Annotated in this window: 23 protein-coding genes and 1 pseudogene; 13 read left to right on the top strand and 11 right to left on the bottom strand. The window is 70.6% G+C overall.

The window, feature by feature from the left end:
* On the bottom strand, nt 1-814 hold an 814-nt coding region (locus G3I65_RS31725), incomplete at its 3' end, for a four-carbon acid sugar kinase family protein (protein ID WP_160699365.1).
* Between the two features lie 181 nt (nt 815-995).
* Between G3I65_RS31725 and G3I65_RS31720 the strand changes: the two genes are divergently transcribed.
* The 4 genes from G3I65_RS31720 (at nt 996) to G3I65_RS31705 (ending at nt 5,118) form a co-directional block, all read left to right on the top strand.
* Nucleotides 996-2,837 carry an Hsp70 family protein gene (locus G3I65_RS31720; RefSeq protein WP_160699364.1) on the top strand — a complete coding sequence of 614 codons (1,842 nt, stop codon included), beginning with the start codon at nt 996-998 and terminating at the stop codon, nt 2,835-2,837.
* Between the two features lie 60 nt (nt 2,838-2,897).
* Nucleotides 2,898-3,092, top strand: a complete 195-nt coding sequence (locus tag G3I65_RS31715; protein ID WP_160699363.1) for a DUF3046 domain-containing protein — start codon at nt 2,898-2,900, stop codon at nt 3,090-3,092.
* A gap of 240 nt (nt 3,093-3,332) precedes the next feature.
* Nucleotides 3,333-4,379 (top strand): recombinase RecA, encoded by a 1,047-nt coding sequence (gene recA / locus G3I65_RS31710; RefSeq protein ID WP_160699362.1) that lies wholly within the window; start codon nt 3,333-3,335, stop codon nt 4,377-4,379.
* A 211-nt stretch (nt 4,380-4,590) separates the two neighbouring features.
* A complete protein-coding gene (locus G3I65_RS31705; RefSeq protein ID WP_086862444.1) occupies nt 4,591-5,118 on the top strand; it encodes a regulatory protein RecX in 528 nt (175 codons plus the stop codon).
* On the opposite strand, the gene G3I65_RS31700 is transcribed toward G3I65_RS31705, so the two are convergent.
* The 4 genes from G3I65_RS31700 to edd all read right to left on the bottom strand — a co-directional run bounded on the left by G3I65_RS31700 (nt 5,108) and on the right by edd (nt 11,050).
* Nucleotides 5,108-6,367, bottom strand: a complete 1,260-nt coding sequence (locus G3I65_RS31700) for an MFS transporter (protein ID WP_160699361.1) — start codon at nt 6,365-6,367, stop codon at nt 5,108-5,110. The two genes, G3I65_RS31705 and G3I65_RS31700, sit on opposite strands and share 11 nt — an antisense overlap.
* 19 nt (nt 6,368-6,386) lie before the next feature.
* Entirely contained in the window at nt 6,387-8,354 is a 1,968-nt protein-coding gene (locus tag G3I65_RS31695; RefSeq protein WP_160699360.1) for a PEP/pyruvate-binding domain-containing protein, read from the bottom strand.
* A 204-nt stretch (nt 8,355-8,558) separates the two neighbouring features.
* Nucleotides 8,559-9,164, bottom strand: a complete 606-nt coding sequence (eda, locus tag G3I65_RS31690) for a bifunctional 4-hydroxy-2-oxoglutarate aldolase/2-dehydro-3-deoxy-phosphogluconate aldolase (RefSeq protein ID WP_160699359.1) — start codon at nt 9,162-9,164, stop codon at nt 8,559-8,561.
* Nucleotides 9,161-11,050 carry a phosphogluconate dehydratase gene (gene edd, locus G3I65_RS31685; protein ID WP_160699358.1) on the bottom strand — a complete coding sequence of 630 codons (1,890 nt, stop codon included), beginning with the start codon at nt 11,048-11,050 and terminating at the stop codon, nt 9,161-9,163. Before edd ends, eda begins: the two co-directional genes overlap by 4 nt.
* A 234-nt stretch (nt 11,051-11,284) precedes the next feature.
* Between edd and G3I65_RS31680 the strand changes: the two genes are divergently transcribed.
* The 6 genes from G3I65_RS31680 to G3I65_RS31655 are packed head-to-tail and all read left to right on the top strand — an operon-like array spanning nt 11,285 to nt 16,771.
* The gene (locus G3I65_RS31680) at nt 11,285-11,572 is read left to right on the top strand and encodes a hypothetical protein (protein WP_163046790.1); all 288 of its coding nucleotides are present in this window, start codon (nt 11,285-11,287) and stop codon (nt 11,570-11,572) included.
* Entirely contained in the window at nt 11,569-12,393 is an 825-nt protein-coding gene (locus G3I65_RS31675; RefSeq protein WP_086862434.1) for a hypothetical protein, read from the top strand. The genes G3I65_RS31680 and G3I65_RS31675 overlap by 4 nt, the downstream gene beginning before the upstream one ends.
* A 52-nt stretch (nt 12,394-12,445) precedes the next feature.
* Nucleotides 12,446-14,362, top strand: coding sequence for a fumarate reductase/succinate dehydrogenase flavoprotein subunit (locus tag G3I65_RS31670; protein ID WP_160699357.1), 1,917 nt, complete (start codon nt 12,446-12,448; stop codon nt 14,360-14,362).
* Nucleotides 14,359-15,111: a succinate dehydrogenase/fumarate reductase iron-sulfur subunit gene (locus G3I65_RS31665; RefSeq protein WP_160699356.1), complete on the top strand. Its 753-nt coding sequence runs from the start codon at nt 14,359-14,361 to the stop codon at nt 15,109-15,111. Before G3I65_RS31670 ends, G3I65_RS31665 begins: the two co-directional genes overlap by 4 nt.
* A 26-nt stretch (nt 15,112-15,137) precedes the next feature.
* Nucleotides 15,138-15,659 (top strand): GNAT family N-acetyltransferase, encoded by a 522-nt coding sequence (locus G3I65_RS31660; RefSeq protein WP_160699355.1) that lies wholly within the window; start codon nt 15,138-15,140, stop codon nt 15,657-15,659.
* Nucleotides 15,656-16,771, top strand: coding sequence for an amidohydrolase family protein (locus G3I65_RS31655; protein ID WP_160699354.1), 1,116 nt, complete (start codon nt 15,656-15,658; stop codon nt 16,769-16,771). Before G3I65_RS31660 ends, G3I65_RS31655 begins: the two co-directional genes overlap by 4 nt.
* Nucleotides 16,772-17,053: 282 nt before the next feature.
* On the opposite strand, the gene G3I65_RS31650 is transcribed toward G3I65_RS31655, so the two are convergent.
* Nucleotides 17,054-17,905: a helix-turn-helix transcriptional regulator gene (locus tag G3I65_RS31650; protein ID WP_160699353.1), complete on the bottom strand. Its 852-nt coding sequence runs from the start codon at nt 17,903-17,905 to the stop codon at nt 17,054-17,056.
* Between the two features lie 269 nt (nt 17,906-18,174).
* On the opposite strand from G3I65_RS31650, the gene G3I65_RS31645 reads away from it, so the two are divergent.
* Entirely contained in the window at nt 18,175-18,864 is a 690-nt protein-coding gene (locus G3I65_RS31645) for a YoaK family protein (RefSeq protein ID WP_160699352.1), read from the top strand.
* Here the strand turns inward: G3I65_RS31645 and G3I65_RS31640 are convergent.
* From G3I65_RS31640 to G3I65_RS31620, 5 genes are all read right to left on the bottom strand, one after another.
* Nucleotides 18,818-19,555: an SDR family NAD(P)-dependent oxidoreductase gene (locus G3I65_RS31640; protein ID WP_160699351.1), complete on the bottom strand. Its 738-nt coding sequence runs from the start codon at nt 19,553-19,555 to the stop codon at nt 18,818-18,820. The two genes, G3I65_RS31645 and G3I65_RS31640, sit on opposite strands and share 47 nt — an antisense overlap.
* A gap of 157 nt (nt 19,556-19,712) precedes the next feature.
* On the bottom strand, nt 19,713-20,621 hold the full coding sequence (locus G3I65_RS31635) for an amino acid ABC transporter permease (protein WP_160699350.1): 909 nt from the start codon (nt 20,619-20,621) through the stop codon (nt 19,713-19,715).
* A complete protein-coding gene (locus tag G3I65_RS31630) occupies nt 20,618-21,304 on the bottom strand; it encodes an amino acid ABC transporter permease (protein ID WP_160699349.1) in 687 nt (228 codons plus the stop codon). The genes G3I65_RS31635 and G3I65_RS31630 overlap by 4 nt, the downstream gene beginning before the upstream one ends.
* 77 nt (nt 21,305-21,381) lie before the next feature.
* Nucleotides 21,382-22,233 carry a glutamate ABC transporter substrate-binding protein gene (locus tag G3I65_RS31625; protein WP_160699348.1) on the bottom strand — a complete coding sequence of 284 codons (852 nt, stop codon included), beginning with the start codon at nt 22,231-22,233 and terminating at the stop codon, nt 21,382-21,384.
* A 55-nt stretch (nt 22,234-22,288) separates the two neighbouring features.
* Entirely contained in the window at nt 22,289-23,017 is a 729-nt protein-coding gene (locus tag G3I65_RS31620; protein WP_203612567.1) for an amino acid ABC transporter ATP-binding protein, read from the bottom strand.
* A 227-nt stretch (nt 23,018-23,244) separates the two neighbouring features.
* On the opposite strand from G3I65_RS31620, the gene G3I65_RS31615 reads away from it, so the two are divergent.
* Both G3I65_RS31615 and G3I65_RS31610 read left to right on the top strand, forming a co-directional pair.
* Entirely contained in the window at nt 23,245-23,919 is a 675-nt protein-coding gene (locus tag G3I65_RS31615) for a response regulator transcription factor (protein ID WP_163046792.1), read from the top strand.
* 4 nt (nt 23,920-23,923) lie between these two features.
* A pseudogene (locus tag G3I65_RS31610) lies at nt 23,924-24,361 on the top strand (sensor histidine kinase); the annotation flags it as partial.

The following is a 24,361-nucleotide window of genomic DNA, read 5'->3' as shown; positions in this document are numbered from 1 at the left end:
CGTACCGCGCGTCCAGCACCAGCTCGGTTTCCAGGAGCTGGTCGTGGGTCCGGCCGGTGATGCTGCCGACGACCGCGAGCACCGGCGGGACGGTGCCGTGGCCGGGCGCGAGGCCCAGCGCCGCCGCCAGCCGGACGCCGAACGGCCCGGAGTCGACGGAGATCCACTTCGTGCCCTCGGCCGCCAGCCGGGCCGCGGCCTTGGCGACGGTCGTGAGGTGCCGGTTCGTCGTGGCGTCGCAGACGACGATCCCGGCCGGGCCGCGCAGGGCGGCTTCGACCGCGTCCACCCCCTCTTCGACGATGTCCAGCGGCAGTTCGGCGATCTCGCGGCGCGTCGGCCCGAGGAGGGTGCGGACCCGCGAGGACCCGACCGGCGCCAGTGGATCGCGCGCGGCGGGGCTTTCGGCCAGCGGCACGCCGTCGACCAGGTGCAGGCCGCCGAGGGTGACCCGGCCGGCGTCCGGGAAGGCGGGGACGACCAGCGCGCGGGCGGCCGGCGCCGACGCGAGGACGGCTTCGGTCTCCACGCCGACGTTGCCGCGCAGCGTCGTGTCCACGCGTTTCACCGTGAGCTCGACCGGCCCGGCGACTTCGATGGCGTGGCGGACGGCCTGCCCGGCGTGTGACGGCGAAGCGTGCCGGGTACCCAGGTTCACCACCAGCGCGTCGATCCCGTTGCCCGCACGGAGGCACGGCGCGCCCGGCTCCAGCGGCGCGTTGACGGAAACCGCGCGCAGCCCGAAGCGGGCATACAGCGCTCCGGTCGCGTTGCTGCCCGTGAGGTCGTCCCCGAGGACGAGCAGCTTCGGCATCACGACCCTCCTTTGCGCGGTTCGTGCAACTCGGCTGACCGAACTGCGCAACTATCGTGCCTCGTGATCCACCTCTCCGTCAAGCGGCGGGGGACTTTCGCGGGTCCGCACGCACGGTGAACGCGCGCATGGCAGCATCACGGCGAACGCCGTCGAGGCGGGTTTTGTGAAGGGGAGTGCAGTGCGGATCCTGTCGGTGGACCTCGGGACGTCCAACACCGTCGCCGTCCTTTCGGCGCACGGCATGCCGCCCCGGGTCGTCGAGGTGGACGGCTCGGCCAACATGCCGTCGGCGGTGTTCGCCACCGAAGAGGGCACGATCATGGTCGGCCGCGACGCCGAGCGCCGCGCCCGGCTCGACCCGACCCGCTTCGAGCCGAACCCCAAGCGCCGCATCGACGAGCAGACCCTGCTCCTCGGCACCGACGTCGTCCCGGTGACCGACGCGCTGGCCGCCATCCTGCGCCGCGTGCTCGAAGAGACGTCCCGCCAGCTCGGCGGCGAGCAGCCCGACGAGGTCCGGCTGACCCACCCCGCGCAGTGGGGCCAGACCCGCCGCAACGTCCTGATGTCCGCCGCCCGGCTGGCCGGGATGGGTCAGAACATCCTGCTGGTGCCGGAGCCGGTCGCCGCGGCGGCGCACTTCGCGTCGTTCCCCGGCAAGTCCCTCGCCCCCGGCCAGGCGCTCGCGGTCTACGACCTCGGCGCGGGCACCTTCGACGTCGCCGTCGTCGGCGCCACGCAGAACGGCTTCACCGTGCTCGCCGAGGACGGCCTGCCCGACCTCGGCGGCCTCGACGTCGACCAGGCGCTGATGGTGCACGTCGGGCGCGAGGTCTCGCACTCGGACCCGCAGCGCTGGCAGCGGCTGCTGCGCCCGGAGTCCACCGGCGACCGGCGCACCCGGCGCGCGCTGCAGGAAGACGTCAAGGCGGCCAAGGAGGCGCTGTCGCGGCACCCGCAGACCGAGGTGCCGATGCCCGAGCCGTTCAAGGACGTCCTGGTGACGCGCGGCGAGCTGGAAGGCCTGGTCCGGCCGGCGATGCTGCGCAGCGTCGAGCTGCTGTCGCGGACGCTGCGTTCGTCGGGGCTGAGCCCGGACCGGCTGGCCGGCATCTACCTGGTCGGCGGGTCGAGCCGGCTGCCGCTGGTCGGCGCCATGATCGCGGAGAAGCTCGGCGTCGTGCCGGGCAGCCTGGACCAGCCGGAAACCGCCGTCGCGCTGGGGGCGCAGCACGTCGCTCGCGACGGCCTGGGCGCGCGGACGCAGAACGTCGAAGGCGCGGTGGCCGCCGGTACTGGGCCGCACCGCCCGCAGTACGCGCCGCCCCCGCCGCCGCAGCAGTACCAGGGCTACTTCCCGCCCAGCGGGCCGCAGCCGATGCCGTCGAACTTCCCCGCGTACTCGCCCGCGGCCTCCGCAGAGAAGGCCGAGCCGAAGTCCGGTGGCAGGAAGAAGCTGCTCATCGGGATCGCGGCCGCGGTCGTCGTGGTGCTCGCCGCGGGACTGACCTTCTTCCTGACGTCGTCGTCTTCGGTGACGACCTACACCGCGGACCAGTGCAAGACGCCGGGGCAGGCGGACGGCAAGGGGCTCACCGGCTGCCTGCGCCAGCTCGCCGGGAAGATCGCCGACACCGGCGACTGCAAGCCGGGCATGGGCAACGGCCCGGCGGCGCCGGCGAAGAGCCTCGGCGTGGCTTCGACCTGCTCCGCGCCGGGTCGCGCGGGCACGCAGGTGACCTACGTCCAGGGCGACAGCGCCGACACGCTCAAGGAGTACACCGACGGCCTGCTCACCTCCGCGGGCGGCGACCGCACCGAGGCCGACTGGGGCGGCAACGGGCTCAAGGGCCACTACTCGTCCGCGGCGGGCAAGACGGCGGCGGTGCTCGTGTTCACGGTGTCGGACCGGCCGCTCGTGGGGTTCATCTACCAGCTGAACTCGAGCGAGCAGGCGGAGGCGACCACGCCGGACACCCTCGCCAACTACTTCGAGGCGAGCGTCCAGCCGGGGGAGTAGCGGTAGGTCCGGCGGCGGGCGCGAACGGACCGTTCGTGCCCGGCGGTTAGAGTGGGTCCGATGCGGATCACGGTTTTCCGGCGGCTGATGGCCGAGGAGTTCGGCCCCGGCCGGGCTCAGGTGCTGGCCAGGGACCACGTCATCAGCGGGCTCGGCGGGCGCACCGTCGACCAGGCGCTGACCGCGGGAATCCCGGCGAAAGAGATCTGGCGGGAGGTCTGCGACGCCTTCGATGTGCCCTTCGAACGTCGCTGACCTGGGTGGATACGCACGGGTCCTGACCCGGGCGGGCGAAAATCCTAGCGCAAGGGTGTGTCGCTGCTGACCTCGAACACGTGTTCGTCTATCGTGTTGTCCACATCGGGTCCAGCGATCCACAGATTGGGCGCCGCGCCTGGAATTGTCGGTCCCCGCCGCTAGCGTCGGACCGGACAGCTGAAGAACCGACACAGAGCCCCCGGAGAGCCGGGGCTTCGACCAGCGAGGTGGACTTCCATGCCTGCAGCACCCGACAAGGACAAGGCGCTCGAGCTCGCGCTCGCGCAGATCGACAAGCAGTACGGCAAGGGCTCGGTCATGCGGCTCGGCCAGGACGGCCGCGCGCCCGTCTCCGTGATCCCGACCGGCGCCATCGCCCTCGACGTCGCGCTCGGCATCGGCGGGCTGCCCCGCGGCCGCGTGATCGAGGTCTACGGCCCGGAGTCCTCCGGTAAGACGACGGTCGCCCTGCACGCGGTGGCCAACGCGCAGCGCGCCGGCGGCATCGCGGCGTTCATCGACGCGGAGCACGCGCTGGACCCGGAGTACGCCAAGAAGCTCGGCGTCGACACCGACGCGCTGCTGGTCTCCCAGCCGGACACCGGTGAGCAGGCGCTGGAGATCGCGGACATGCTGATCCGCTCCGGCGCGCTCGACATCCTGGTCATCGACTCCGTGGCCGCGCTCGTGCCGCGGGCCGAGATCGAGGGCGAGATGGGTGACTCGCACGTCGGTCTCCAGGCCCGCCTGATGAGCCAGGCGCTGCGCAAGATGACCGGTGCGATGAACAACTCCGGCACCACCGCGATCTTCATCAACCAGCTGCGCGAGAAGATCGGCGTCATGTTCGGCTCCCCGGAGACCACGACCGGTGGCAAGGCGCTGAAGTTCTACGCGTCGGTCCGGCTCGACGTGCGCCGCATCGAGACGCTCAAGGACGGCGGCGAGCCGGTCGGCAACCGCACCCGCGTCAAGGTCGTGAAGAACAAGATGGCCCCGCCCTTCAAGCAGGCCGAGTTCGACATCCTGTACGGCCACGGCGTCTCCCGCGAGGGTTCGCTGATCGACATGGGTGTCGACCAGGGGATCCTGCGCAAGTCCGGCGCCTGGTACACCTACGAGGGCGACCAGCTCGGCCAGGGCAAGGAGAACGCGCGGAAGTTCCTGCGCGACAACCCGGACATCGCCAACGAGATCGAGAAGCGCATCAAGGAGAAGCTGGGCATCGGCGCCCAGGTCGACGCCGAGGCCGTCGAAGCCGTGCCGGCGCCGGTCGACTTCTGAGGGGCGTAGGGATTGGGGCTTCGGGATGGGGTGGGGTGTGCTCGCGGAGTGCGCTCGCCGTGATCCCTACGCCGTGTCTCCCGGGGGTCGAACCCCCGGACCCCCGCCAGGGGGCAAGCCCCCTGGACCCCCGTGGTGGTTGCGTTGCGTGTTGACGCGCGGCTTTGGCTTGTGAGAACGAGGAGTGATCGAGGTGGCGAGGGCGCCGAAGATCCCGCCGGCGGAGCTGCCTCCCGAGGAGCGGTACAAGAAGGCCAAGGAGATCTGTTACGACCTCCTGGCCGTGCGTGCCCGCACTCAGGAAGAGCTCCGGCAGGCCTTGCGCCGCAAGGGGTTCGACGAGGAGACCAGCGAAACCCTGCTCGGCAAGCTCGACCGGGCGGGGCTGGTGAACGACGCGGAGTTCGCCGAGCTGTGGGTGAAGTCCCGGCACGAGACCCAGGGCCTGTCCCGCACCGCGTTGCTGGCCGAGCTGCGGCGCAAGGGCGTCGACGACGAGGTCGCCGCGCAGGCGGCGGGTGAGGTCGACCGCGAGTCCGAGGAGCAGATGGCCAGGGAACTGGTCCGCAAGCGCCTCGGCTCGCTCGGCAACGTCGACGAACAGACGGCGCTGCGGCGGCTGCTCGGCTTCCTGGCGCGCAAGGGCTACCCGCAGGGGCTGGCGTACACCGTCATCAAGGAGGAACTCCGCGAGTACGGCGCGGAGTCCACCCTCCTCGACGACGCGTTCATCGACTGACGGCTTCGGGCACGCGGACCACCGGCACCCGGCGGTCGGAGCGGTGCTTGCGGACCGCGAGCAGCAGGACCGCCAGCAGGGCCATCGCGGCGCACGTGACCCCGGCCGACAGCAGCAGGAACTCGTTCAGCTGCCCGGCCGCCAGGTACGCGCCGAGTGCCACCGCCACCAGCGCGCACACCGCCCGGTCCACAAGGGACTCCAGGGACAGCAGGGTCGCGCGGTGGCGGGAGTCCGGGATGGAGTCGTTCAGCAGCTGCTTCTGCACCGGGAAGGCGATGCCCGTCGCCACGGCGAAGACGCACAGCAGCACCACCGCCGGGAAGGGGCCGGCCCACACCAGCAAGCCGAGGCACGACGCCATCACGATCGTCAGCGTGAACACCGAGCCCACCGGGCCGATCGCGCGGCGGAGGCGGTGGGGGCGGGCCGCGCCCAGCGCTTCGAAGAGCGTCATCGCGGCCAGGACCGCGCCGTACCAGTTCACCGAGAGCGACTTCGACTCCAGGATCGGCTGGAACAGGTTCACCTGGCAGATCCGGACGAGCGTGAACATCGCGACGCCCTGCACCATCAGCAGCGCCAGCCACCGGGACGAACGCAGCGTGGACAACGCGCCGCCGACGCCGGACAGGAGCGAGGCCGTCTTGCCCGAAACGCGGCGGCCGCCGGGGATCGGTGGGAGCTTGCACGCCAAGGCCAGCGCGACGGCCGCGTTGATCGCCGTCAGCCAGTACGGGGAAGGGAGGTTCCACGTCATCAGCAGGCCGATCACCGGCCAGTACACGATCTTGCCGACCAGGCTGTACGCGCGGCCGACCCCTTCGACGCGGAGGTAGTGCTCCCCCTCGCCGTGGGCGTGGAGGTACTCGTACAGGTACGCGCTCTGCGCGCCGGACACCAGCGAACGGGCCAGTGCGATCAGGATGAAGTGCACCAGGAACCCGGTGTACGAGCCCAGGAACACCGGCACCAGGTTCGCCGCCACCAGCACGCCGGCGCCCGCCGCCAGCGAGGTGCGGTAGTCGAAGCGGTCGGCGATCAGGCCCGTCGGGATCTCCAGCAGGCAGAACACGACGTAGTAGATGCTCTGGATGCCGAAGATCTCGCCGTCGGAAAGACCGGCGAGCTTCTGGTACTGGTAGAAGATCGGCACCCACAGCAGCAGACCGAAGAAGAACTGGAACCCGTAGGTCAGCCGGACGGCGCGCTGGACGGCCGGTTTCGCGGGCAGGCGAAAGCCCAGCATGGTGAGGTCTCCCCGACGATCAAACGGAATACGGACGCAGCTGCACCAGGTGGAGGTGCTCGCCATCGGCGAGCCACTCGATGTCCACCGGCGAATCGAACGTGTAATCAGGCGAGAAGTGGCCCTGCAGCAGGCGGCCGGCGACGGCGAGCCGTTGCAGCTGCTCGTGGGCGGCCTCGTCGAGGTCCTCGGACGCGTCGCCCAGGGACACCGTGCGGCCGCCGCCCTCGACCGTCGAATACAGGTACTGCATGGGCAGGGCCGCGCCCTCGACGACGTCGGTGACCCGGGGTGACACGTTGACGTACACCGTGCGGAAGTCCGCGCGGTTCATCGGGTTCGTCGTCACCAGCACGCCGCCGAAGCGGGCCGTGACCTGCTCCTGGATCACGACACCCATGTAGCAGTCGTCGAGGGAGATCCCGGCCTGGCGGCGCAGGCGGACGCTGCGCACCGACACCAGCGACGCCCAGACCTCCTTGACGCTGGCGAAGATCCGCTCGGCGGTGGTGACGTGGTTGAGCGACTCGTAGATCCCGGCGGCCGAGAACCCGGCGAGGTCCTCGGCGTTCGACGAACTGCGCACGACGAACGAGCGCACGCCGGCCAGCTGGGACACCAGCGCGGAGTCGATCTCGCCGGCCAGCGCGCCCGGCATCCGCGCGGAGCGGATCAGCGTCTGCAGCTCGACGCACAGCGGCTCGATCTCGCGGGCGTCCAGCTCCAGGGCCATCTTCAGCTTGCCGATGGCCTGCTGGATCCGCGGTGACGACTCCAGGAACCGCCGCTGCAGCGAGAACGGCAGGGCGATGCCACGGGGCACGCGGACGCGCTCGTCGAGCAGCCGGCGGGCCGCGGCGCCCAGATCGGCGTCGAGGGGGACGTCCAGCAGCCGGGCCAGGTACGGCAGCAGGTTGTCCCGCGGCGGGCGAGGCACCTGGTAGAAGCCGAGCAGCCGCTGCGAACCGTGGGCCAAGACGTGGTGCAGTTCGCCGAGGTTGGCGGCCTTGGTGCCGTAGCGGTGCCGGTCGGTCGCGCGCAGCCGCGCGAGGTTCACGATCGGGCTGTGGTCGGCTTCCGGCCGCTCCAGCGTGACGCGCTGGGCGTACCAGCTCGGCGGCTGCGCCGCGGCCGGCTCGGGGATCTCGCGCAGGGAGAGCGCGTGGGCGTCCACCGTGTACTCGACCCACTTGCCGTCGAGGCCGCGCCGCTCGACCTCGGCGAGGGCGCCGAGCTGGACGGCGTTCGGGATCTGCCAGCCGGTGGCCAGCACGTTGGTGTGGGACAACGGCGTCGTGTGGCGGGCGTTGACGATGCCGGACAGGCGCGGGACGTCGTCGGGGACGCGGTCCATCACGATGATGTCCGTCCAGTCCAGCGTGGCCGCGCGGTATTCGGCCTCGGTGCGGAACGCCCGCAGCCGTCCGGTGGCCGTGCCCGGGTTCAGCGCCACGAACGGCGCCGTGGAGAACAGCTCGTGCGCGAAGACGCGGGGCAGTTCGTCCGCGGGGATCTCCCGGACGATCCGCTCCTGTAGCTGGTTGGCCGGCTTGAACACCAGCGGCAGCGCCGGGTCGACGTACTCCGCGACGAAGGCGTGGAACTCGCGGATCAGCGCGGCCGGCATCGTGTCGACCTCGACCGTCTCCAGGGAAAGCAGCTGCGGGTGGCGGGCGAGGATGCCGAGCAGGAACCGGCGGTCCGGGGCGTGGTAGAAGTCCTGGTTGTAGGAGTCGATTTCCGCGCGCACCCGTTTTTCCGGGACGCCGAGGATCTCTTCCCCGATATAGATCGCGTGAAAGGAATGGCGTGCGTCGTTCAGGAAGTGGATCACCGCGTTTTCGCGGTCGACCACGACCTTGACGAAGGAATAGCCGCCGAGGGTGCCGCCCAGCTGGTGGAGGGCGGACAGCGAAAGGCGTTCGCCGACGAGTGCGGCGACGTTCTCGGGGGCAGGACTGGGGGCGACCACATCGGTCAGGGACACCGGATCTCCTCGCTCGAAACAGCGAGGGGAAACGATAACAGGCCGGTAAATCACCCACCGGGGCCGCGATTGCTCCGTTCGGCGGGATTCATGACCGCCGCCACACCCGCTCGGAGCACCGTTCCAGATCGCTGGAACGGTGCTCCCGGAATGCGGACGCGCATTCCGCCGTTCGGGCGCGGCGATGACGCGGGGTGATTTCCGCTACAGCTTCGAAGCTTCCGCGGCCAGCTTCTCGATCGTGGCGGGGTCGAGCGAGGCCGTCAGCCACGAACCACCGATGCAGCCGACGTTCGGCAGCGCCAGGTACGAAGGCGCCGAAGCGACCGTGATCCCGCCCGTCGGGCAGAACTTCAACGACGGCAACGGGCCCGCGATCGACTTCAGGTACGCGACCCCGCCCGACGCCTCGGCCGGGAAGAACTTCAGCGCCGTCAGCCCGCGCTCGGCCAGCCGCATCGCCTCGGACACCGTGCTCGCGCCGGGCAGGAACGGGAGCCCGGTCTCGAAGCACGCGTCGACGACCGCGTCGGTGCAGCCGGGCGTCACGAGGAACTTCGCGCCCGCGTCGGCGGCCTGCTTCGCGTGCTCCGGCGCGGTGACCGTGCCGGCGCCGATCACGATGTCCGGCACCTCCGCGGCGACGCGCTCGATCGCGGACAGCGCCGCCGGGGTGCGCAGGGTCAGCTCGATGACCCCGATCCCGCCGGCGAGCAGGGCCCGGGCCGTGGGCACCGCGTCGGCGGCGTCGTCGAGCACCACCACGGGCATCACGGGGGACAGAGCGAGCAGGTCCTGACCGGTGGTCACTGACCGACCTCCTGGGTTGCGAAAGCGGGTGTTCCGAAGTGTTCCGGGGTCAAGCCGCCGAACACGGAAGCGCCCTGGTCAGCGGGGCCGACCGCACGGCGCAACGCGGCGAACAGCTCTCGGCCGGTGCCCGACCAGGATGCTTCGGACGGCGGTGAGTCCACAAGCTCACGGCGGGCGAGTTCTTCGTCACCGACCAGCACGTCGAGGCTGCCCGAGGAGGCGTCGAGGCGGATGACGTCTCCGTCGGCGATGCGCGCGATCGGGCCGCCCGCGGCGGCTTCCGGTGTCACCTGGATGGCGGCCGGGATCTTGCCCGACGCGCCCGACATCCGGCCGTCGGTGAGCAAGGCCACGGCGTACCCGCGGTCCATCAGCACGCCCAGCGCCGGGGTGAGGCCGTGCAGCTCCGGCATGCCGTTGGCCCGCGGGCCCTGCTGCCGGACGACCACGACGACGTCGCGGTCGAGCTCGCCGGCCTCGAACGCCGCCTTGAACGCCTCCTGGGTGGTGAACACCCGCGCCGGCGCCTGGACGACCCGGTGCTCCGGCGCCACCGCGGACACCTTGATCACCGCGCGGCCGAGGTTGCCCTCGACCATCCGCAGCCCGCCGTCCGCGGCGAACGGGCGCCACACCGGGCGCAGCACCTCTTCGTCGAGGCTGCGGGTGGGGACGTCGCGCCAGACCAGCTCGCCGTCGGACAGGATCGGCTCGGCGCGGTAGCGGTGCAGCCCGAAGCCGGCGACCGTGTGCACGTCTTCGTGCAGCAGGCCGGCGTCGAGCAGCGTGCCGACCAGGAACTGGATGCCGCCGGCGGCGTGGAAGTGGTTGATGTCGGCGCTGCCGTTCGGGTACACCCGCGCCAGCAGCGGCACGACGGCCGACAGGTCGGAGAAGTCGTCCCAGGTCAGCTGGATGCCGGCGGCCGCGGCGATCGCGACCAGGTGCATCGTGTGGTTGGTCGAGCCGCCGGTGGCGAGCAGCGCGACGACGCCGTTGACGAACGCCTTCTCGTCGAGGATCCGCGCGACCGGCGTGTACTCCTCGCCGCGCGAGAGCGCGACGGCCCGCCGTCCGGCTTCCTCGGTCAGCGCCTGGCGCAGCGCCGACCCCGGCTGGACGAAGCTGGCGCCGGGCAGGTGCAGGCCCATCACCTCGACGACCATCTGGTTGGAGTTGGCCGTGCCGTAGAACGTGCAGGTGCCGGCCGAGTGGTAGGACGCCGCTTCGGCGTCGAGGAGGTCTTCGCGGGTCGCGAGGCCCTCCGCGTACAGCTGCCGGACGCGCGCCTTCTCCTTGTTCGGCAGGCCCGAGTTCATCGGCCCGGCGGGCACCAGCACGGTGGGCAGGTGCCCGAACGACAGGGCGCCGATCAGCAGGCCGGGCACGATCTTGTCGCACACGCCCAGCAGCAGCGAGGCGTCGAACATGTCGTGGGAGAGCGCGATCGCCGTCGACATCGCGATGACCTCGCGGCTGAACAGGGACAGCTCCATACCCGCGCGGCCCTGCGTGATGCCGTCGCACATCGCGGGCACGCCGCCGGCGAACTGGGCGACGCCGCCGGCGGACCGCACGGACTTCTTCAGCCAGGCCGGGTACTCCTGCATCGGCTGGTGCGCCGACAGCATGTCGTTGTAGGACGAGACGATCGCGACGCCGGGGGCGCGCGCGGCCCGCAGCGCCTGCTTGTCGACGCCGTCCATCGCGGCGAACCCGTGGGCGAGGTTGCTGCACGCGAGACCGCGGCGGACCGGGCCCTCTTCGTGCGCGGCGGCCGTGCGGGCGAGGTAGGCGGTGCGGGTCGCGGCACTGCGCTCGGCGATGCGGGCGGTGACGTCGGCGACGACTCGGTGCGGCTTCGTGGTGGGGGCGGGGCTCATGTCCGGCTCCGGATCACTGGTGTGTGGTGGTCCGCGGGACGGCAACGCTGACGCCTCAGGGTCGTGACACTGGCCACACTACCTCGGGAAAACGCCGAATCAAAATCGATTCAGAAGATCGACCCGCGTGACCCCGATCACCTCCGGAACCGTTAGTGTGCTAGTTGTCACACTGCACGACGCGCGGCAAAGCCGTAGCCGGTTCCCTGCCAGCCCCACCACACGGGAGGCATGATGTCCACCTCCGAGATCGCCGAGCTGCGGCGAACCATCGGCCAGCTCCGGCAGTGCGTCGGCGCACTGCGCTCTCGTTACGGCGACGCTTCGGCCGTGCGCCGGCTCGCCAACGACGTGGAGCGCCTCGACATCGACACCGCGGACCTCGACGGCACGCCCCTGGCCGTGCCCGCGCAGGCGAAGCCCGCCGAGCGCGTCCCGGTACCCGACACCCCCTACGACCCGGCGCTCTGGCACGGCGCCGATGACGAAGGCGTCGGCGGCTACAAGCGCGACCAGCGGTGAGCGCTCCGGCTGACAACGGCGTCGGCACCGGCGTCCGGGCCCCCAAGCGGGCCCGGATCGCCGAGCGCACCCTCCGCACGGATCGGTGGTGGCTCCAGCCGCTGCTGACCGTGCTCGGACTGTCGGCGTTCATCATCTACGCGACGGTCCGCTCGTTCGTGCGCACCGCGTACTGGGTGCCCGACTACCACTACCTGACGCCGTTCTACTCGCCCTGCCTGTCCACTTCCTGCGTCGAGGGCTCGAGCCACTTCGGCCACTGGTTCGGCGACCTGCCCGGCTGGATCCCGCTCGGCTTCGTCGTGCTGCCGTTCCTGCTCGGGTTCCGCCTGACCTGCTACTACTACCGCAAGGCCTACTACCGGGCGGTGTGGTTCTCCCCGCCCGCCTGCGCCGTCGCGGAACCGCACGCCAAGTACACCGGCGAGACGCGGCTGCCGCTGATCATCCAGAACGTCCACCGCTACTTCTTCTACGTGGCGCTGATCGTCTCGCTGATCAACACCTACGACGCCATCACGGCGTTCCACGGCAAGACCGGCGGCTTCGGCTTCGGGCTGGGCAACATCATCCTGCTCGGCAACGTGGTCCTGCTCTGGGCGTACACGCTTTCCTGCCACTCGTGCCGGCACGTAACCGGCGGCAGGCTGAAGCACTTCTCCAAGCACCCGGTGCGCTACTGGATCTGGACCAAGGTCTCGAAGCTCAACACCCGCCACATGGCGCTGGCCTGGACGACGCTCGGCACGCTGGTGCTGACCGACTTCTACGTCATGCTCGTCGCCAGCGGCGCGATCTCGGACCTCAGATTCGTCAACTAGCGCACCTTTCTTCCCGACAGCGACGTCCCCAGTTCCGAGGTGGAATTTCTCTATGACCGAGGTCGAACGCCACAGCTACGACGTGGTGGTGATCGGGGCCGGTGGCGCCGGTCTGCGAGCGGTGATCGAGGCGCGCGAACGCGGTTTCCGCGTCGCCGTCGTGTGCAAGTCCCTGTTCGGCAAGGCGCACACGGTGATGGCCGAGGGCGGGTGCGCGGCCTCGATGGGCAACGCGAACTCGAACGACAACTGGCAGGTCCACTTCCGCGACACCATGCGCGGCGGGAAGTTCCTCAACAACTGGCGGATGGCCGAGCTGCACGCCAAGGAGGCGCCGGACCGCGTCTGGGAGCTGGAAACCTACGGCGCCCTGTTCGACCGCACCGCGGACGGGCGGATCAGCCAGCGCAACTTCGGCGGGCACACCTACCCGCGGCTGGCGCACGTCGGTGACCGCACCGGCCTGGAGCTGATCCGCACGATGCAGCAGAAGATCGTTTCGCTGCAGCAGGAGGACTTCGCCGAGACCGGCGACTACGAGGCCAAGATCAAGGTCTTCGCCGAGTGCACGGTCACCGAGCTGCTCACCACCGACGGCAAGATCGCCGGCGCGTTCGGCTACTGGCGCGAGAGCGGCCGCTTCATCCTCTTCGAGGCGCCCGCGGTCGTGCTCGCCACCGGTGGCATCGGCAAGTCGTTCAAGGTGACGTCGAACTCGTGGGAGTACACCGGCGACGGCCACGCGCTGGCCCTGCGCGCGGGCGCGAAGCTGATCAACATGGAGTTCGTCCAGTTCCACCCGACCGGGATGGTCTGGCCGCCGAGCGTCAAGGGCATCCTCGTCACCGAGGGCGTGCGCGGTGACGGCGGCGTGCTCAAGAACTCCGACGGCAAGCGGTTCATGTTCGAGTACGTGCCCGACGTCTTCAAGGGCCAGTACGCGGAGAGCGAAGACGAAGCCGACCGCTGGTACACCGACCAGGAGAACAACCGCCGCACCCCGGACCTGCTGCCCCGCGACGAGGTCGCGCGCGCGATCAACTCCGAGGTCAAGGAGAACCGCGGGTCCCCGCACGGCGGCGTCTTCCTCGACATCGCGAGCCGGCTGCCGGCCGAGGAGATCAAGAAGCGGCTGCCGTCGATGTACCACCAGTTCAAGGAACTCGCGGACGTCGACATCACGGCCGAGCCGATGGAGGTCGGGCCGACCTGCCACTACGTCATGGGCGGCATCGAGGTCGACCCGGACACGGCCGGGGCGAGCGTGCCCGGCCTGTTCGCGGCGGGCGAGTGCTCGGGCGGCATGCACGGCTCCAACCGGCTCGGCGGCAACTCGCTGTCGGACCTGCTGGTGTTCGGCCGCCGCGCCGGGCTCGGCGCCGCCGAGTACGTGGCCGGCCTCGGTGACCGGCCCGCCGTCGAACAGTCCGATGTGGACGCCGCGGCGAAGATGGCGCTCGCGCCGTTCGACCCGCCCGCGGGGGCCTCGGCCGAGAACCCGTACACCCTGCACACCGAACTGCAGCAGTCGATGAACGACCTCGTCGGCATCATCCGCAAGGCCGGCGAGATCGAGCAGGCGCTGGTGAAGCTGTCCGAGCTGCGGGAGCGGATCCTCCGCGTCACCGTGGAGGGCCACCGGCAGTTCAACCCCGGCTGGCACCTCGCGATCGACCTGCGCAACATGCTGATGGTCAGCGAATGCGTCGCGAAGGCCGCGTTGACGCGGACCGAAAGCCGCGGCGGGCACACGCGCGACGACTTCCCGGGCATGGACGCCGAATGGCGGAACAAGCTGCTGGTGTGCTCGGCGTCGGCGGGCGACAACCCGGTCGTCCCGGACATCGGCGTCGAGGTGAAGGAGCAGGTGCCGCTGCGGCAGGACCTGCTGGAGCTGTTCGAATTCGGCGAACTCGGGAAGTACTACACCGACGGCGAGCTCGAGGCACACCCCGGGAGCAAGGCATGAGCTACAAGGCGAGTTTCCGGGTTTGGCGCGGCGATGACACGGGCGGCGAGCTGCAGGACTTCACGGTGGAGGTGAACGAGGGCGAGGTCGTCCTCGACATCATCCACCGGCTGCAGGCCACCCAGGCGTCGGACCTCGCCGTGCGCTGGAACTGCAAGGCGGGCAAGTGCGGCTCGTGCTCGGCGGAGATCAACGGCCGCCCGCGCCTGCTGTGCATGACGCGGATGTCGACGTTCACCGAGGAAGAGGTGATCACGGTGACGCCGATGCGGACGTTCCCGGTGATCCGCGACCTCGTCACCGACGTGTCGTTCAACTACACGAAGGCGCGCGAGATCCCGTCGTTCACGCCGCCCGCGGACCTCAAGCCCGGCGAGTACCGGATGCAGCAGGTGGACGTCGAGCGCTCGCAGGAGTTCCGGAAGTGCATCGAGTGCTTCCTGTGCCAGAACACCTGCCACGTCGTGCGCGACCACGAGGAGAACAAGGAGTCCTTCGCCGGGCCGCGGTACCTGATGCGCATCGCCGAGCTGGAGATGCACCCGCTCGACGTCGCGGACCGGCGGGACGCGGCGCAGGACGAGCACGGCCTCGGCTACTGCAACATCACCAAGTGCTGCAGCGAGGTGTGCCCGGAGGGCATCCACATCACCGACAACGCGCTCATCCCGATGAAGGAGCGCGTCGCGGACCGCAAGTACGACCCGATCGTCTGGCTGGGCAACAAGCTGTTCCGCCGCGACAAATGAGGTGACCCGCCTGGCATGGTGGGGGTATGGAGATCGCGTTCCTGCCCCCGTCCGGCTTGGCTTCGGCCGGGCGGATCGCCGACCTGGTCAACCTCGTCTACGCCGAGTCGGAGAAGGGGCTTTGGCGGGAGAGCACCGATCGGACGTCCGCTGACGAGGTCGGCGCGTTCGTGCGGGCCGGGGAGATCGCCGTCGCTTCGGTGGACGGTGCTCTCGCCGGCTCGGTCCGCGTGCAGCGGCTCGACGAGGCGACCGGCGAGTTCGGCATGCTCGCCGCCGATCCCGCCCGGCGCGGGGCCGGGATCGGGCGTGAGCTGGTGCGTTTCGCCGAGCGGACGTGCCGGGACGCCGGCTGCCGCGAGATGCAGCTCGAACTGCTCGTGCCGCGGGAGTGGACGCACCCGTCGAAGCAGTTCCTCGCCGAGTGGTACGCCCGGCTCGGCTACCGCGTGACGCACCGCGCCGACCTCGCCGTGGACTACCCGCACCTCGCGCCCGCGCTCGCGACGCCGTGCGATTTCCTGATCTACCGCAAGGATCTCGCGTGACGCTGCTCGCCGGGGCGCTCGTCTTCGACCCCGAAACCGGCGACACCGAGCGCGCCGACGTCCGGCTGGACGGCGCCCGGATCGCCGAGGTCGGCCCGGGCCTCGACGGCGACGGGCGCGTCGACTGCTCGGGCGGGCTGCTGCTCCCCGGGCTCATCGACTGCCACGTGCACGTCGCCTTCCCGCGGCCCGAGCCGCTGCCGCGCAGCGCCCGGATCCTCGAAGCGGTGCCGGTGCTGCGGGGGTTGCTGGCCCGCGGGATCACCACCGTGCGGGACGCCTGGGGCGCCGACGCCGGGGTCAAGCACGCGCTGCGCGAAGGCTGGATCGACGGGCCCGATCTGCTCGTCAGCCTCCGCCAGCTGTCGCCGACCGGAGGGCTCGGCGACAGCTGGGACCCGCCCGCGGGCAGCGTCGACCACTACGGTGACCCGTCGCTGCCGGACCCGCTGTTCGACGGGCCCGACGCGGCGCGGGCGGCCGTCCGCCGGATGGTGCGCGCCGGCGCCGACTGGATCAAGGTCGGTGCGAGCGGCGCCCTGCGGGCCGTGCGCGAGGGCACGGACGTCCGGCCGACCGACGAGGAACTCGCCGCCCTGGTCGACGAAGCCCGCCGTGCCGGCCGGGACGTCCTGGCCCACGCCCACACCGCCGCGGCCGTCGTCTCGGCGGCCCGCGCCGGTGCCCGCAGCATCGAGCACGGCACGTTCCTCGACGACGACGCCGTGGCCGCGCTGGCGAACGCCTGGTACGTCCCGACGCTCTCGCCGATCAGTGACAGCGAGTTCGCCGAGACGCACCGCCGTTCGGTCCGCCTCGCGGCTGAAGCGGGCGTCCCGATCGCCGCCGGCTCGGACCTGGCCCCGCGTCCCCATGTCGACTTGACGACCGAGCTGCGCCTGCTGGCCGCCGTGCTCGGCGACGCGGCCGCCCTGAAGGCAGCCACCTCGGAGGCGGCCCGCCTGCTGCGCCTGGAGCACGACCGGGGCCGGCTCGCGGCGGGGTTGCGTGCCGACGTCGTGCTGCTCGACGGGACGGACCTGGATGTGACCGACCTGCCCGCCCGGATCCGAGCCGTTTGGCACGACGGGAAACGGGTTGCCTGGGGGTGATGGCCGGGGAGGGGGCGATCGGGGCGGCGCGTGACCGGAGGGGCTTGGCGTGGGGCGGGCCTTCGGGTTCGGGGTGGCCGCCGGATGACTGATCCCCCAACCGGTCCGCCGCCCGGGGCCGGACACCTGCCCGGGTGGACGGCGAGTCCTCGAAGCCCGGCCTGCTCGTCCACGGGATCCGGTCCGCGGCGGCTGGTCGATGTCGAGCAGCCGGCGACGGTCCTCGTCGGCGGCGCCACCCGCGAGCCGTGTCCCCCTGGCTCGCCGGGCGGAAGCGCTCGTTCAGTTCGCCATGGCGTCGAACTCCTCGGCCAGCCGGACCAGGAACGCCCGGGACTCGTGTTCCGACAGGGCCACCTGTTCCAGCCGCGTGCGGAAGATGTAGAAGGCTTCGACCGCCACGCGTTCGTCGATGAACAGCCCGGCCGCGAAGGTCTCTTCGTAGGCCACCGGCGGGTGTTCGGCGAACTCGAGGATCGTGAACCGGCTGCCTGCCAGGTGGTACGGCGGCGCGGAGGCGGGGACGACGCGGATGGTGCAGTGCGGGAGGTTGGTGGCCAGCACCAGGTATTGCAGCTGTTCGTGCATCAGCGCCGGGTCGCGCAGGACCGACCGCAGGGTGTGCTCGTAGACGAAGTAGAGGCATTGCGGCGGGTTGCGCCGCTGGAGCAGCTGCTGCCGGTCGATCCGCGCCTGGACGAGTGCCTTCAGCCGGTCCGTCGTGTACCGGCCGGACAGCTCGTAGACGGAGCGCACGTAGTCCTCGGTCTGGAGCATGCCCGGCAGGGCCAGCGGGCTGTTCGAGATCACCGCGGTCGCCAGGTTTTCCTGGATGATCAGCGACTTCATCGGGTCGACGAACTTGTCGAAGTACGGCCGCACCCAGTACAGCTCGCTCGGTGGGCGGGTCAGGTGCAGCAGCCGGTCGCGTTCGGCGGCGTCGGTTCCGCAGTGCGCGAGGTAGATCGCCGCGTCGATCGGCGAGATCCGGCGGCCGTTCTCCCAGCCGGACACCTTCGACGCCGACCAGTGGGCGCGCCGGGCGACCTCGCGCAGCGACATTTGTCTCGCTTCGCGCTGGTTTTTCAGCTCGACACCCATCTCCCGGGTGCGCACCGTGCTCTTTTCGGTCATGCCCCGCACGTTAAAGGCAAGCACCGACAAAACGGCTCCTGCCACGCGGCGGTTCACCGGAAGGGATGTTGCTGTTCTGCCTGTGTGACAACGGGTTTCGCTCGCGAAGCGCTGCGAAGCAGCTTCGCACAATGAAGCGTGCTTCGCACCTTCGCCGCGTAGTGCGGCATTCCCGTGGCCATTCCGGGAATCGATCCGGGACGCTGGTTTCGCACAGTTCCGCGTGACCCGCCGCATCGTACGGCGGCGCGCGGTGGTTGACTTTCCGCATGGCCGAACCGAAACCGCGGGACCTGGCCGCGCTGCTGCTGGTACTAACCGTCGTCACCGGCGTGGTCGACGCCGTCAGCTTCCTCGGGCTCGGGCGGGTCTTCGTGGCCAACATGACCGGGAACGTCGTCTTCCTCGGGTTCGCCGCGGCGGGGGAGGGCACGCTGTCCGTGCTCGCCTCGCTGACGGCCGTGCTGGCGTTCCTGGCCGGCGCCCTCGCCGGCGGGCGGCTGGCCAGAGCCGGGGACGACCACGACACCCTCCGCCGGGCGACGGCGGTCCAGGCGGGGCTGATCGCGGTGGCCGTCGTGCTGTCCGCGACGTCGGGCAGCGGCACGCGGGTGGGCGCCGAACTGCTGATCGTCGTGCTCGGGCTGGCGATGGGGCTGCAGAACGCGGCGGTCCGCCGGATCGGCGCACCCGACCTGACGACGACGGTGCTGACGATGACCCTGACCGGCTTCGCGGCCGACTCGAAGGCCGCGGGCGGGACGGGATCGCACCCGCTGCGGAAGGTGGCCGCGGTGGGGGCGATGCTCGGGGGCGCGTTGGCCGGTGGGGTGTTGCAGTTGCACGTCGCCATGTGGGCGGCGCTGACGCTGGCGTTGGTGCTCGTGCTGGCTGTGGCGGCGGTGCTGGCCGTCAGCCGAGGGCGCGGCCCCCGTCGACCAGCAGGCGCTGGCCCGTGATGAAGCCCGCGTCCTTCGACGCGAAGAAGCTCACCGCGGCCGCCACGTCCTCGGGCGTTCCCAACCGGCCCGCCGGGACCCCGGCCAGGTAAGCCGTGCGCTCGGCTTCCGGGACGTCCGCGTGGCGCTCCACCGGGATGAAGCCCGGGGCCACCGAGTTGACCGTGATGCCGTCCGGGGCCAGTTCGCGGGCCCACGCGCGGGCCAGTCCGACCTGGGCCGCCTTGGCCGTCGCGTACGCCGAGCGGCCGGGTGGCGGGCGGTCCGCCACCTCCGAATCGACGTGGACGATCCGGCCGTAGCCGCGGGCGCGCATGCCGGGGAGCACCGCGTGGCCCAGCAGCACCGGCGAGCGCACGAAGAAGTCCAGGTGCTTCAGGTGCTCCGGCCAGTCCACATCGGACAGGAGGAGGTCCGGCTGCGGGCCCGTCGCGTTGACGACCAGGACGCTGATCGGGCCCAGCAGCGCCGTCACCGCGTCGACCAGCTCGCCGACCGCGCGCCGGTCGGTCACGTCGGCGGCGAAGGCCGCGGCCCGGCCGCCCTCGGCGAGGACGGCTTCCGCGGCGGCCTTGAGGTCGGGATCGTCGTGCAGGCCGTTCAGCGCCATGGCGAAGCCGTCGCGGGCCAGCCGCCGGGCGATCGTGCGGCCCAGGCCTCGGGAACTTCCGGTCACCAGTGCGACACCCATGGGCACCGACGCTACGGAACCCGGCGGATCACGACAACCCCGCTCGATCGGCTGAACCCGAGCCGATGACCACAAGATCGACTCGGCTCTCGTGGCGGACCCGTGAAAAAGCGGGTGGGTGCCCTGTCGGACACCCACCCGCTCTCCGTGATCCGGGTCAGGCCGAGTTGTTGCCGGTGGCGTAGTCGGTCGTCGCCGTCACTGCCGCCGGCGGGCCCTCCAGCGGCTTCGCGCCGCGGGGGGCCTTCTTCCGCCGCGACAGCTTGCGCTCCAGCCACGAGGCGAACCACGACAGGAGCAGGTTGAGCGTGATGAAGATGATCGCGATGACGATCAGCGTCGGGATCGTGTTGTTGAAGTTGCCGGTGATCGGGCCGGAGCCGCGGATCAGCTCGTCGTAGCCGATGGTCAGCTGACCGGCGAGTGCGGTGTCCTTCAGGATGACCACCAGCTGGCTCACCAGCGCCGGCAGCATCAGCGTGATGGCCTGCGGGAGCAGGACGTTGATCATCGTCTGGGTCTTGCGCAGGCCCAGCGCCGAAGCGGCCTCGGTCTGTCCCTTCGGGAGCGACAGGATGCCCGCGCGGAACACCTCCGCCATCACCGAGCCGTTGTAGAGCACCAGGCCCGTGACCGCGGCGAACAGCGGGCGGGTGTCCGCCTCGATCGGCGTGTAGTAGGCGTACAGCGCCGCCCCGAACACCATCAGCAGCAGCACCGGGATGGCCCGGAAGAACTCGACCACGGCGCCGACCGGGATCCGCACCCACTTGTGCTGCGACAGCCGGCCGATACCCAGCAGGGCCCCGATCGGCAGCGCGATCACGATCGACAGCGCGGCCGCTTCGAGCGTCTTCAGCAGGCCGGGAAGCAGGAACTGCGTCCAGGTCGAGCCCTCGATGAACGGCTTCCAGAGCGCGCCGGCCCACTGGCCCTTCTCGTCGAAGCCGGTGTAGACGAACCACGCCACCAGCGCCAGCACCAGCAGGAACAGGACGGTGTAGATCCAGTTGCGGGCCTTGGCCTTCGGGCCCGGGGCGTCGTAGAGGACGGACTGCGTGCTCATCGCTTGACCTCGGCTTTCTTGGCGACCCAGCCGAGCAGCAGGCCGAGTGGCAGGACCAGCGCGACGAACACCAGCGCGAACAGGATGAAGACCAGGAAGAGCGAGTCGGACTCGTTCTCCACCATCGTCGACATCAGCAGCGACGCCTCGGCGACGCCGATCACCGACGCCACCGTGGTGTTCTTCAGCAACGCGATCAGGACGTTGGCCAGCGGCGCGATCACCGAGCGGAACGCCTGGGGCAGCACGATCAGCCGCAGCACCTGCAGGAAGTTGAGCCCCAGAGCCCGCGCCGCCTCCGCCTGGCCGACCGGGACGGTGTTGATGCCCGAGCGCAGCGACTCGCACACGAACGTCGAGGTGTAGACGACGAAGCCCAGCACGGCCAGCCGGAACGCGTTGTCGGCCAGCGACGTCGGCGAGTTGGCGGCGGCCAAGTTGATGCCGAGCGTCGACGACAGGCCCAGCGACGTGAAGATGATGATCACGGTCAGAGGGGTGTTCCGGAAGACGTTGACGTACGCCGTCGCGAAGCCGCGCATGATCGGCACGGGGCTGACCCGCATCGCGACGAGGACGGTGCCCCAGATCAGCGACCCGATCGCCGAGAAGAACGTCAGCTGGATCGTCGTCCAGAACGCGCCGACGAGGTCGTAGTCGGGGTTATCGAGAAATTCGAACACGGGATGTCCAACCTGGCCTCGGAATGGGAACGGTGCGCCGCGAGCACGGCGCACCGTTCGTCTTCACAAACCGGATATCAGGGAGCGATCGCCGGCGCGGCCGGGATCTTGTAGCCCGACGGGCCGACGTTGGTCTCCAGCGACTTCGCCCAGGAGCCGTCCTGCTCCATCTGCTGGATGGCCTTGTTGATCGCGGCCTTGCCGTCCGCGTCGTCCTTCTTCAGGCCGACGCCGTAGTTCTCGTCCGTGAAGCCCTTGCCGACCAGCTTGAGCTTGCCCGGCTGCTGGGCGGCGTAGCCGGCGAGGATGACGTCGTCGGTGGTCATCGCGTCCACCGTGCCGTTGAGGAGCGCGGTCACGCAGTCGGTGTACTTGCCCACCTCCTGCAGCTGCACCTCCTTGGCGTACTTCGTCTTGACGTTCTGCGCCGGGGTCGAGCCCTTGACCGAGCAGAGCTTCTTGTTGCCGGTCAGCGACTCGGGGCCGGTGATGTCGGTGTTGTCCTGGCGGACCAGCAGGTCCTGGTGCGCGACGAAGTACGGGCCGCCGAAGGAGACGTCGTTCTTGCGCTTGTCGGTGATCGAGTAGGTGGCGACGATGAAGTCGACCTCACCCTTCTTGATCAGGTCCTCGCGCTGCGCCGACTGCGCTTCCTTCCAGGTGATCCCCGACTCTTCGACGCCGAGCTGCTTCGCGATGTACTTCGCGACGTCGACGTCGAAGCCGGCGTAGGTGCCGTCCGGCTTCTTCAGGCCGAGGCCCGGCTGGTCGAACTTGATGCCGATGACCAGCTTCTTGTTGTCCTTGGCCCGCTGGACCAGGTTCTTGTCGCCGCTCGCGCCGCTGCCGGACCCGCCGCCGCAGGCCGTCAGGGCCAGCCCGGCGGCCATCACGACCGCGCCGACCTGCAGAACTCGGTTCAACCGCATCGTCTCTGGTGTTCCTTCCGAATCTCGCCCGGCCGCGCGGCCGGGAAAAAAGTGCTCAGTGGGTCAGGATCTTGCCGAGGAAGTCCTTCGCGCGCTCGCTCTTGGGCGCGGTGAAGAACTCTTCGGGCGTCGTGTCCTCGACGATTTCACCGTCGGCCATGAAGATCACCCGATCGGCTGCCCTCCGGGCGAAGCCCATCTCGTGGGTGACGACGAGCATCGTCATGCCGTCCTTGGCCAGGCCGGTCATGACGTCGAGGACCTCCTGGACCATCTCGGGGTCCAGCGCCGAGGTCGGCTCGTCGAACAGCATGACCTTGGGCCGCATCGCCAGGGCCCGCGCGATGGCGACGCGCTGCTGCTGGCCGCCGGAGAGCTGCGCGGGGTACTTGTCGGCCTGGTTGGCGATGCCGACGCGCTCCAGCAGCTCCATCGCCGTCTTGCGGGCTTCGGCCTGCGAGGTCTTGCGGACCTTCATCGGCGCGAGCATGACGTTCTCGACGATGGTCTTGTGCGCGAACAGGTTGAACGACTGGAACACCATGCCGACGTCGGCGCGCAGGGCCGCGAGCGCCTTGCCCTCGGCGGGCAGCGGGACGCCGTCCACGGCGATCTCGCCCGTGTTGATCGGCTCGAGCCGGTTGATCGCCCGGCAGAGGGTCGACTTGCCCGACCCCGAGGGGCCCAGCACCACGACGACCTGGCCGCGGGGCACCTCGAGCGTGATCTCCCTGAGCACGTGCAGGTCGCCGAAGTACTTGTTCACGGCGGACGCCTTGATCATCGGCGCCGCCACCTCCGCGGTCATCTGGCCTCCAGGATCGTTCGGATGCGGCGTGGGTCACCACGCGATGGCGAGAACCTACCGCCGTGCTCGCGGCTCGCAAGACGGCTTGACCCATTCTTAGGGTTTCAAGTGGGTATCGATGTCCGATTCGGCGCCTGGTCCGGCGAGGTCCTAGAGTTCGTCCCTACCGGCCGGTGAAGCAGGTCACCATGGGAGGCGACGGCGTGCGGGTGCTGCTGGTGGAGGACGACGACCGGGTCGCAGGCGCGCTGATCCCGGCGCTGGTCCGCCGCGGCCTGGCGATCGCCCGGCTGGCCACCGGCGCGGGTGTGCTCGAGCGGGTGAACGAAGTCGACGTCATCCTGCTCGACCTCGGCCTGCCGGACATCGACGGCGTCACGCTGTGCCACCAGATCCGCGCGGTCAGCGACGTCGCGATCATCGTCGTGTCGGCGCGCGGCGAGGTCGACGACCGGATCAAGGGCCTGCGCGCGGGCGCCGACGACTACCTGGTCAAGCCCTACGACGTCGAAGAGCTGCTCGCCAGGGTCGAGGCGGTGCGGCGCCGCCGCGGCGAGCACACGACGGCCGAGCCGGTGGTGATCCGGGTCGGGGACGTCAGCGTCGACCTGTCCCGGCACGAGGTGCTGGTCGACGGGCGCGCGGTCGCGTTGTCCCGCAAGGAGTTCCAGGTGCTCGCGCTGGTCGCGGGCGCGCGCGGCGCGGTCTGCTCGCGCGAGCAGGTGCTCACCGAGGTGTGGGGCCACCGCGGTCCCGCGGAGAGCCGCTCGCTGGACGTCCACGTCGCCACGCTGCGGACGAAGCTGGGCCGCCCGGCGCTGATCGAGACGGTCCGCGGGGTCGGCTACCGGCTCGGCGGCCAGGTCGCCCGGAGCTGACGGGGTGCGCGTCCGGCTGCAGGGCATCGTGCTGACGCTCGTCGCGCTGCTGGTGTTCGGCCTCGGCATCCCGCTGGCCATCACCATCGCCGCCGGCGCGCAGCAGGACCTCTTCCTCGACCGGCTGACCGACACCGCGCGGTTCGCGTCGCTGGCGCAGCGCCCGCTGCTGGACAACAAGCCGACCCTGCTCGACCCCGACCTGCGCCGCTACACCGAGGTCTACGGCGTCCAGGTGGTGGTGTTCGACCAGGACGGCAAGGCGGTGGCCAGCGCGCTGGGCCCGAACGCCGCGCGGCTCGACGTGCACGCCGAACGGATCAGCGACCCGGTCCACGAGGCGCTGGCCGGCCGCCGCTCCCAGCCCGGCGGCGTGCTGATGCCGTGGGACGACACGCCGCTGGTGCTGGCCGAGCCGGTGCTCGCCGACGGCGAGGTGCGC

The organism is Amycolatopsis sp. SID8362 (assembly GCF_010550475.1).
GTDB classification, from domain to species: domain Bacteria; phylum Actinomycetota; class Actinomycetes; order Mycobacteriales; family Pseudonocardiaceae; genus Amycolatopsis; species Amycolatopsis eburnea.
This window is presented reverse-complemented; position numbering and strand designations above follow the sequence as displayed.

What these genes read in the sequence shown, in the direction of transcription:
- G3I65_RS31715 (WP_160699363.1), top strand. Translation starts at nt 2,898, where the DNA reads ATGCGGATCACGGTTTTCCGGCGGCTGATGGCCGAGGAGTTCGGCCCC.
- recA (WP_160699362.1), top strand. Translation starts at nt 3,333, where the DNA reads ATGCCTGCAGCACCCGACAAGGACAAGGCGCTCGAGCTCGCGCTCGCG.
- G3I65_RS31700 (WP_160699361.1), bottom strand. Translation starts at nt 6,367, where the DNA reads ATGCTGGGCTTTCGCCTGCCCGCGAAACCGGCCGTCCAGCGCGCCGTC.
- edd (WP_160699358.1), bottom strand. Translation starts at nt 11,050, where the DNA reads ATGAGCCCCGCCCCCACCACGAAGCCGCACCGAGTCGTCGCCGACGTC.
- G3I65_RS31680 (WP_163046790.1), top strand. Translation starts at nt 11,285, where the DNA reads ATGTCCACCTCCGAGATCGCCGAGCTGCGGCGAACCATCGGCCAGCTC.
- G3I65_RS31670 (WP_160699357.1), top strand. Translation starts at nt 12,446, where the DNA reads ATGACCGAGGTCGAACGCCACAGCTACGACGTGGTGGTGATCGGGGCC.
- G3I65_RS31665 (WP_160699356.1), top strand. Translation starts at nt 14,359, where the DNA reads ATGAGCTACAAGGCGAGTTTCCGGGTTTGGCGCGGCGATGACACGGGC.
- G3I65_RS31660 (WP_160699355.1), top strand. Translation starts at nt 15,138, where the DNA reads ATGGAGATCGCGTTCCTGCCCCCGTCCGGCTTGGCTTCGGCCGGGCGG.
- G3I65_RS31650 (WP_160699353.1), bottom strand. Translation starts at nt 17,905, where the DNA reads ATGACCGAAAAGAGCACGGTGCGCACCCGGGAGATGGGTGTCGAGCTG.
- G3I65_RS31645 (WP_160699352.1), top strand. Translation starts at nt 18,175, where the DNA reads ATGGCCGAACCGAAACCGCGGGACCTGGCCGCGCTGCTGCTGGTACTA.
- G3I65_RS31640 (WP_160699351.1), bottom strand. Translation starts at nt 19,555, where the DNA reads ATGGGTGTCGCACTGGTGACCGGAAGTTCCCGAGGCCTGGGCCGCACG.
- G3I65_RS31635 (WP_160699350.1), bottom strand. Translation starts at nt 20,621, where the DNA reads ATGAGCACGCAGTCCGTCCTCTACGACGCCCCGGGCCCGAAGGCCAAG.
- G3I65_RS31625 (WP_160699348.1), bottom strand. Translation starts at nt 22,233, where the DNA reads ATGCGGTTGAACCGAGTTCTGCAGGTCGGCGCGGTCGTGATGGCCGCC.
- G3I65_RS31620 (WP_203612567.1), bottom strand. Translation starts at nt 23,017, where the DNA reads ATGATCAAGGCGTCCGCCGTGAACAAGTACTTCGGCGACCTGCACGTG.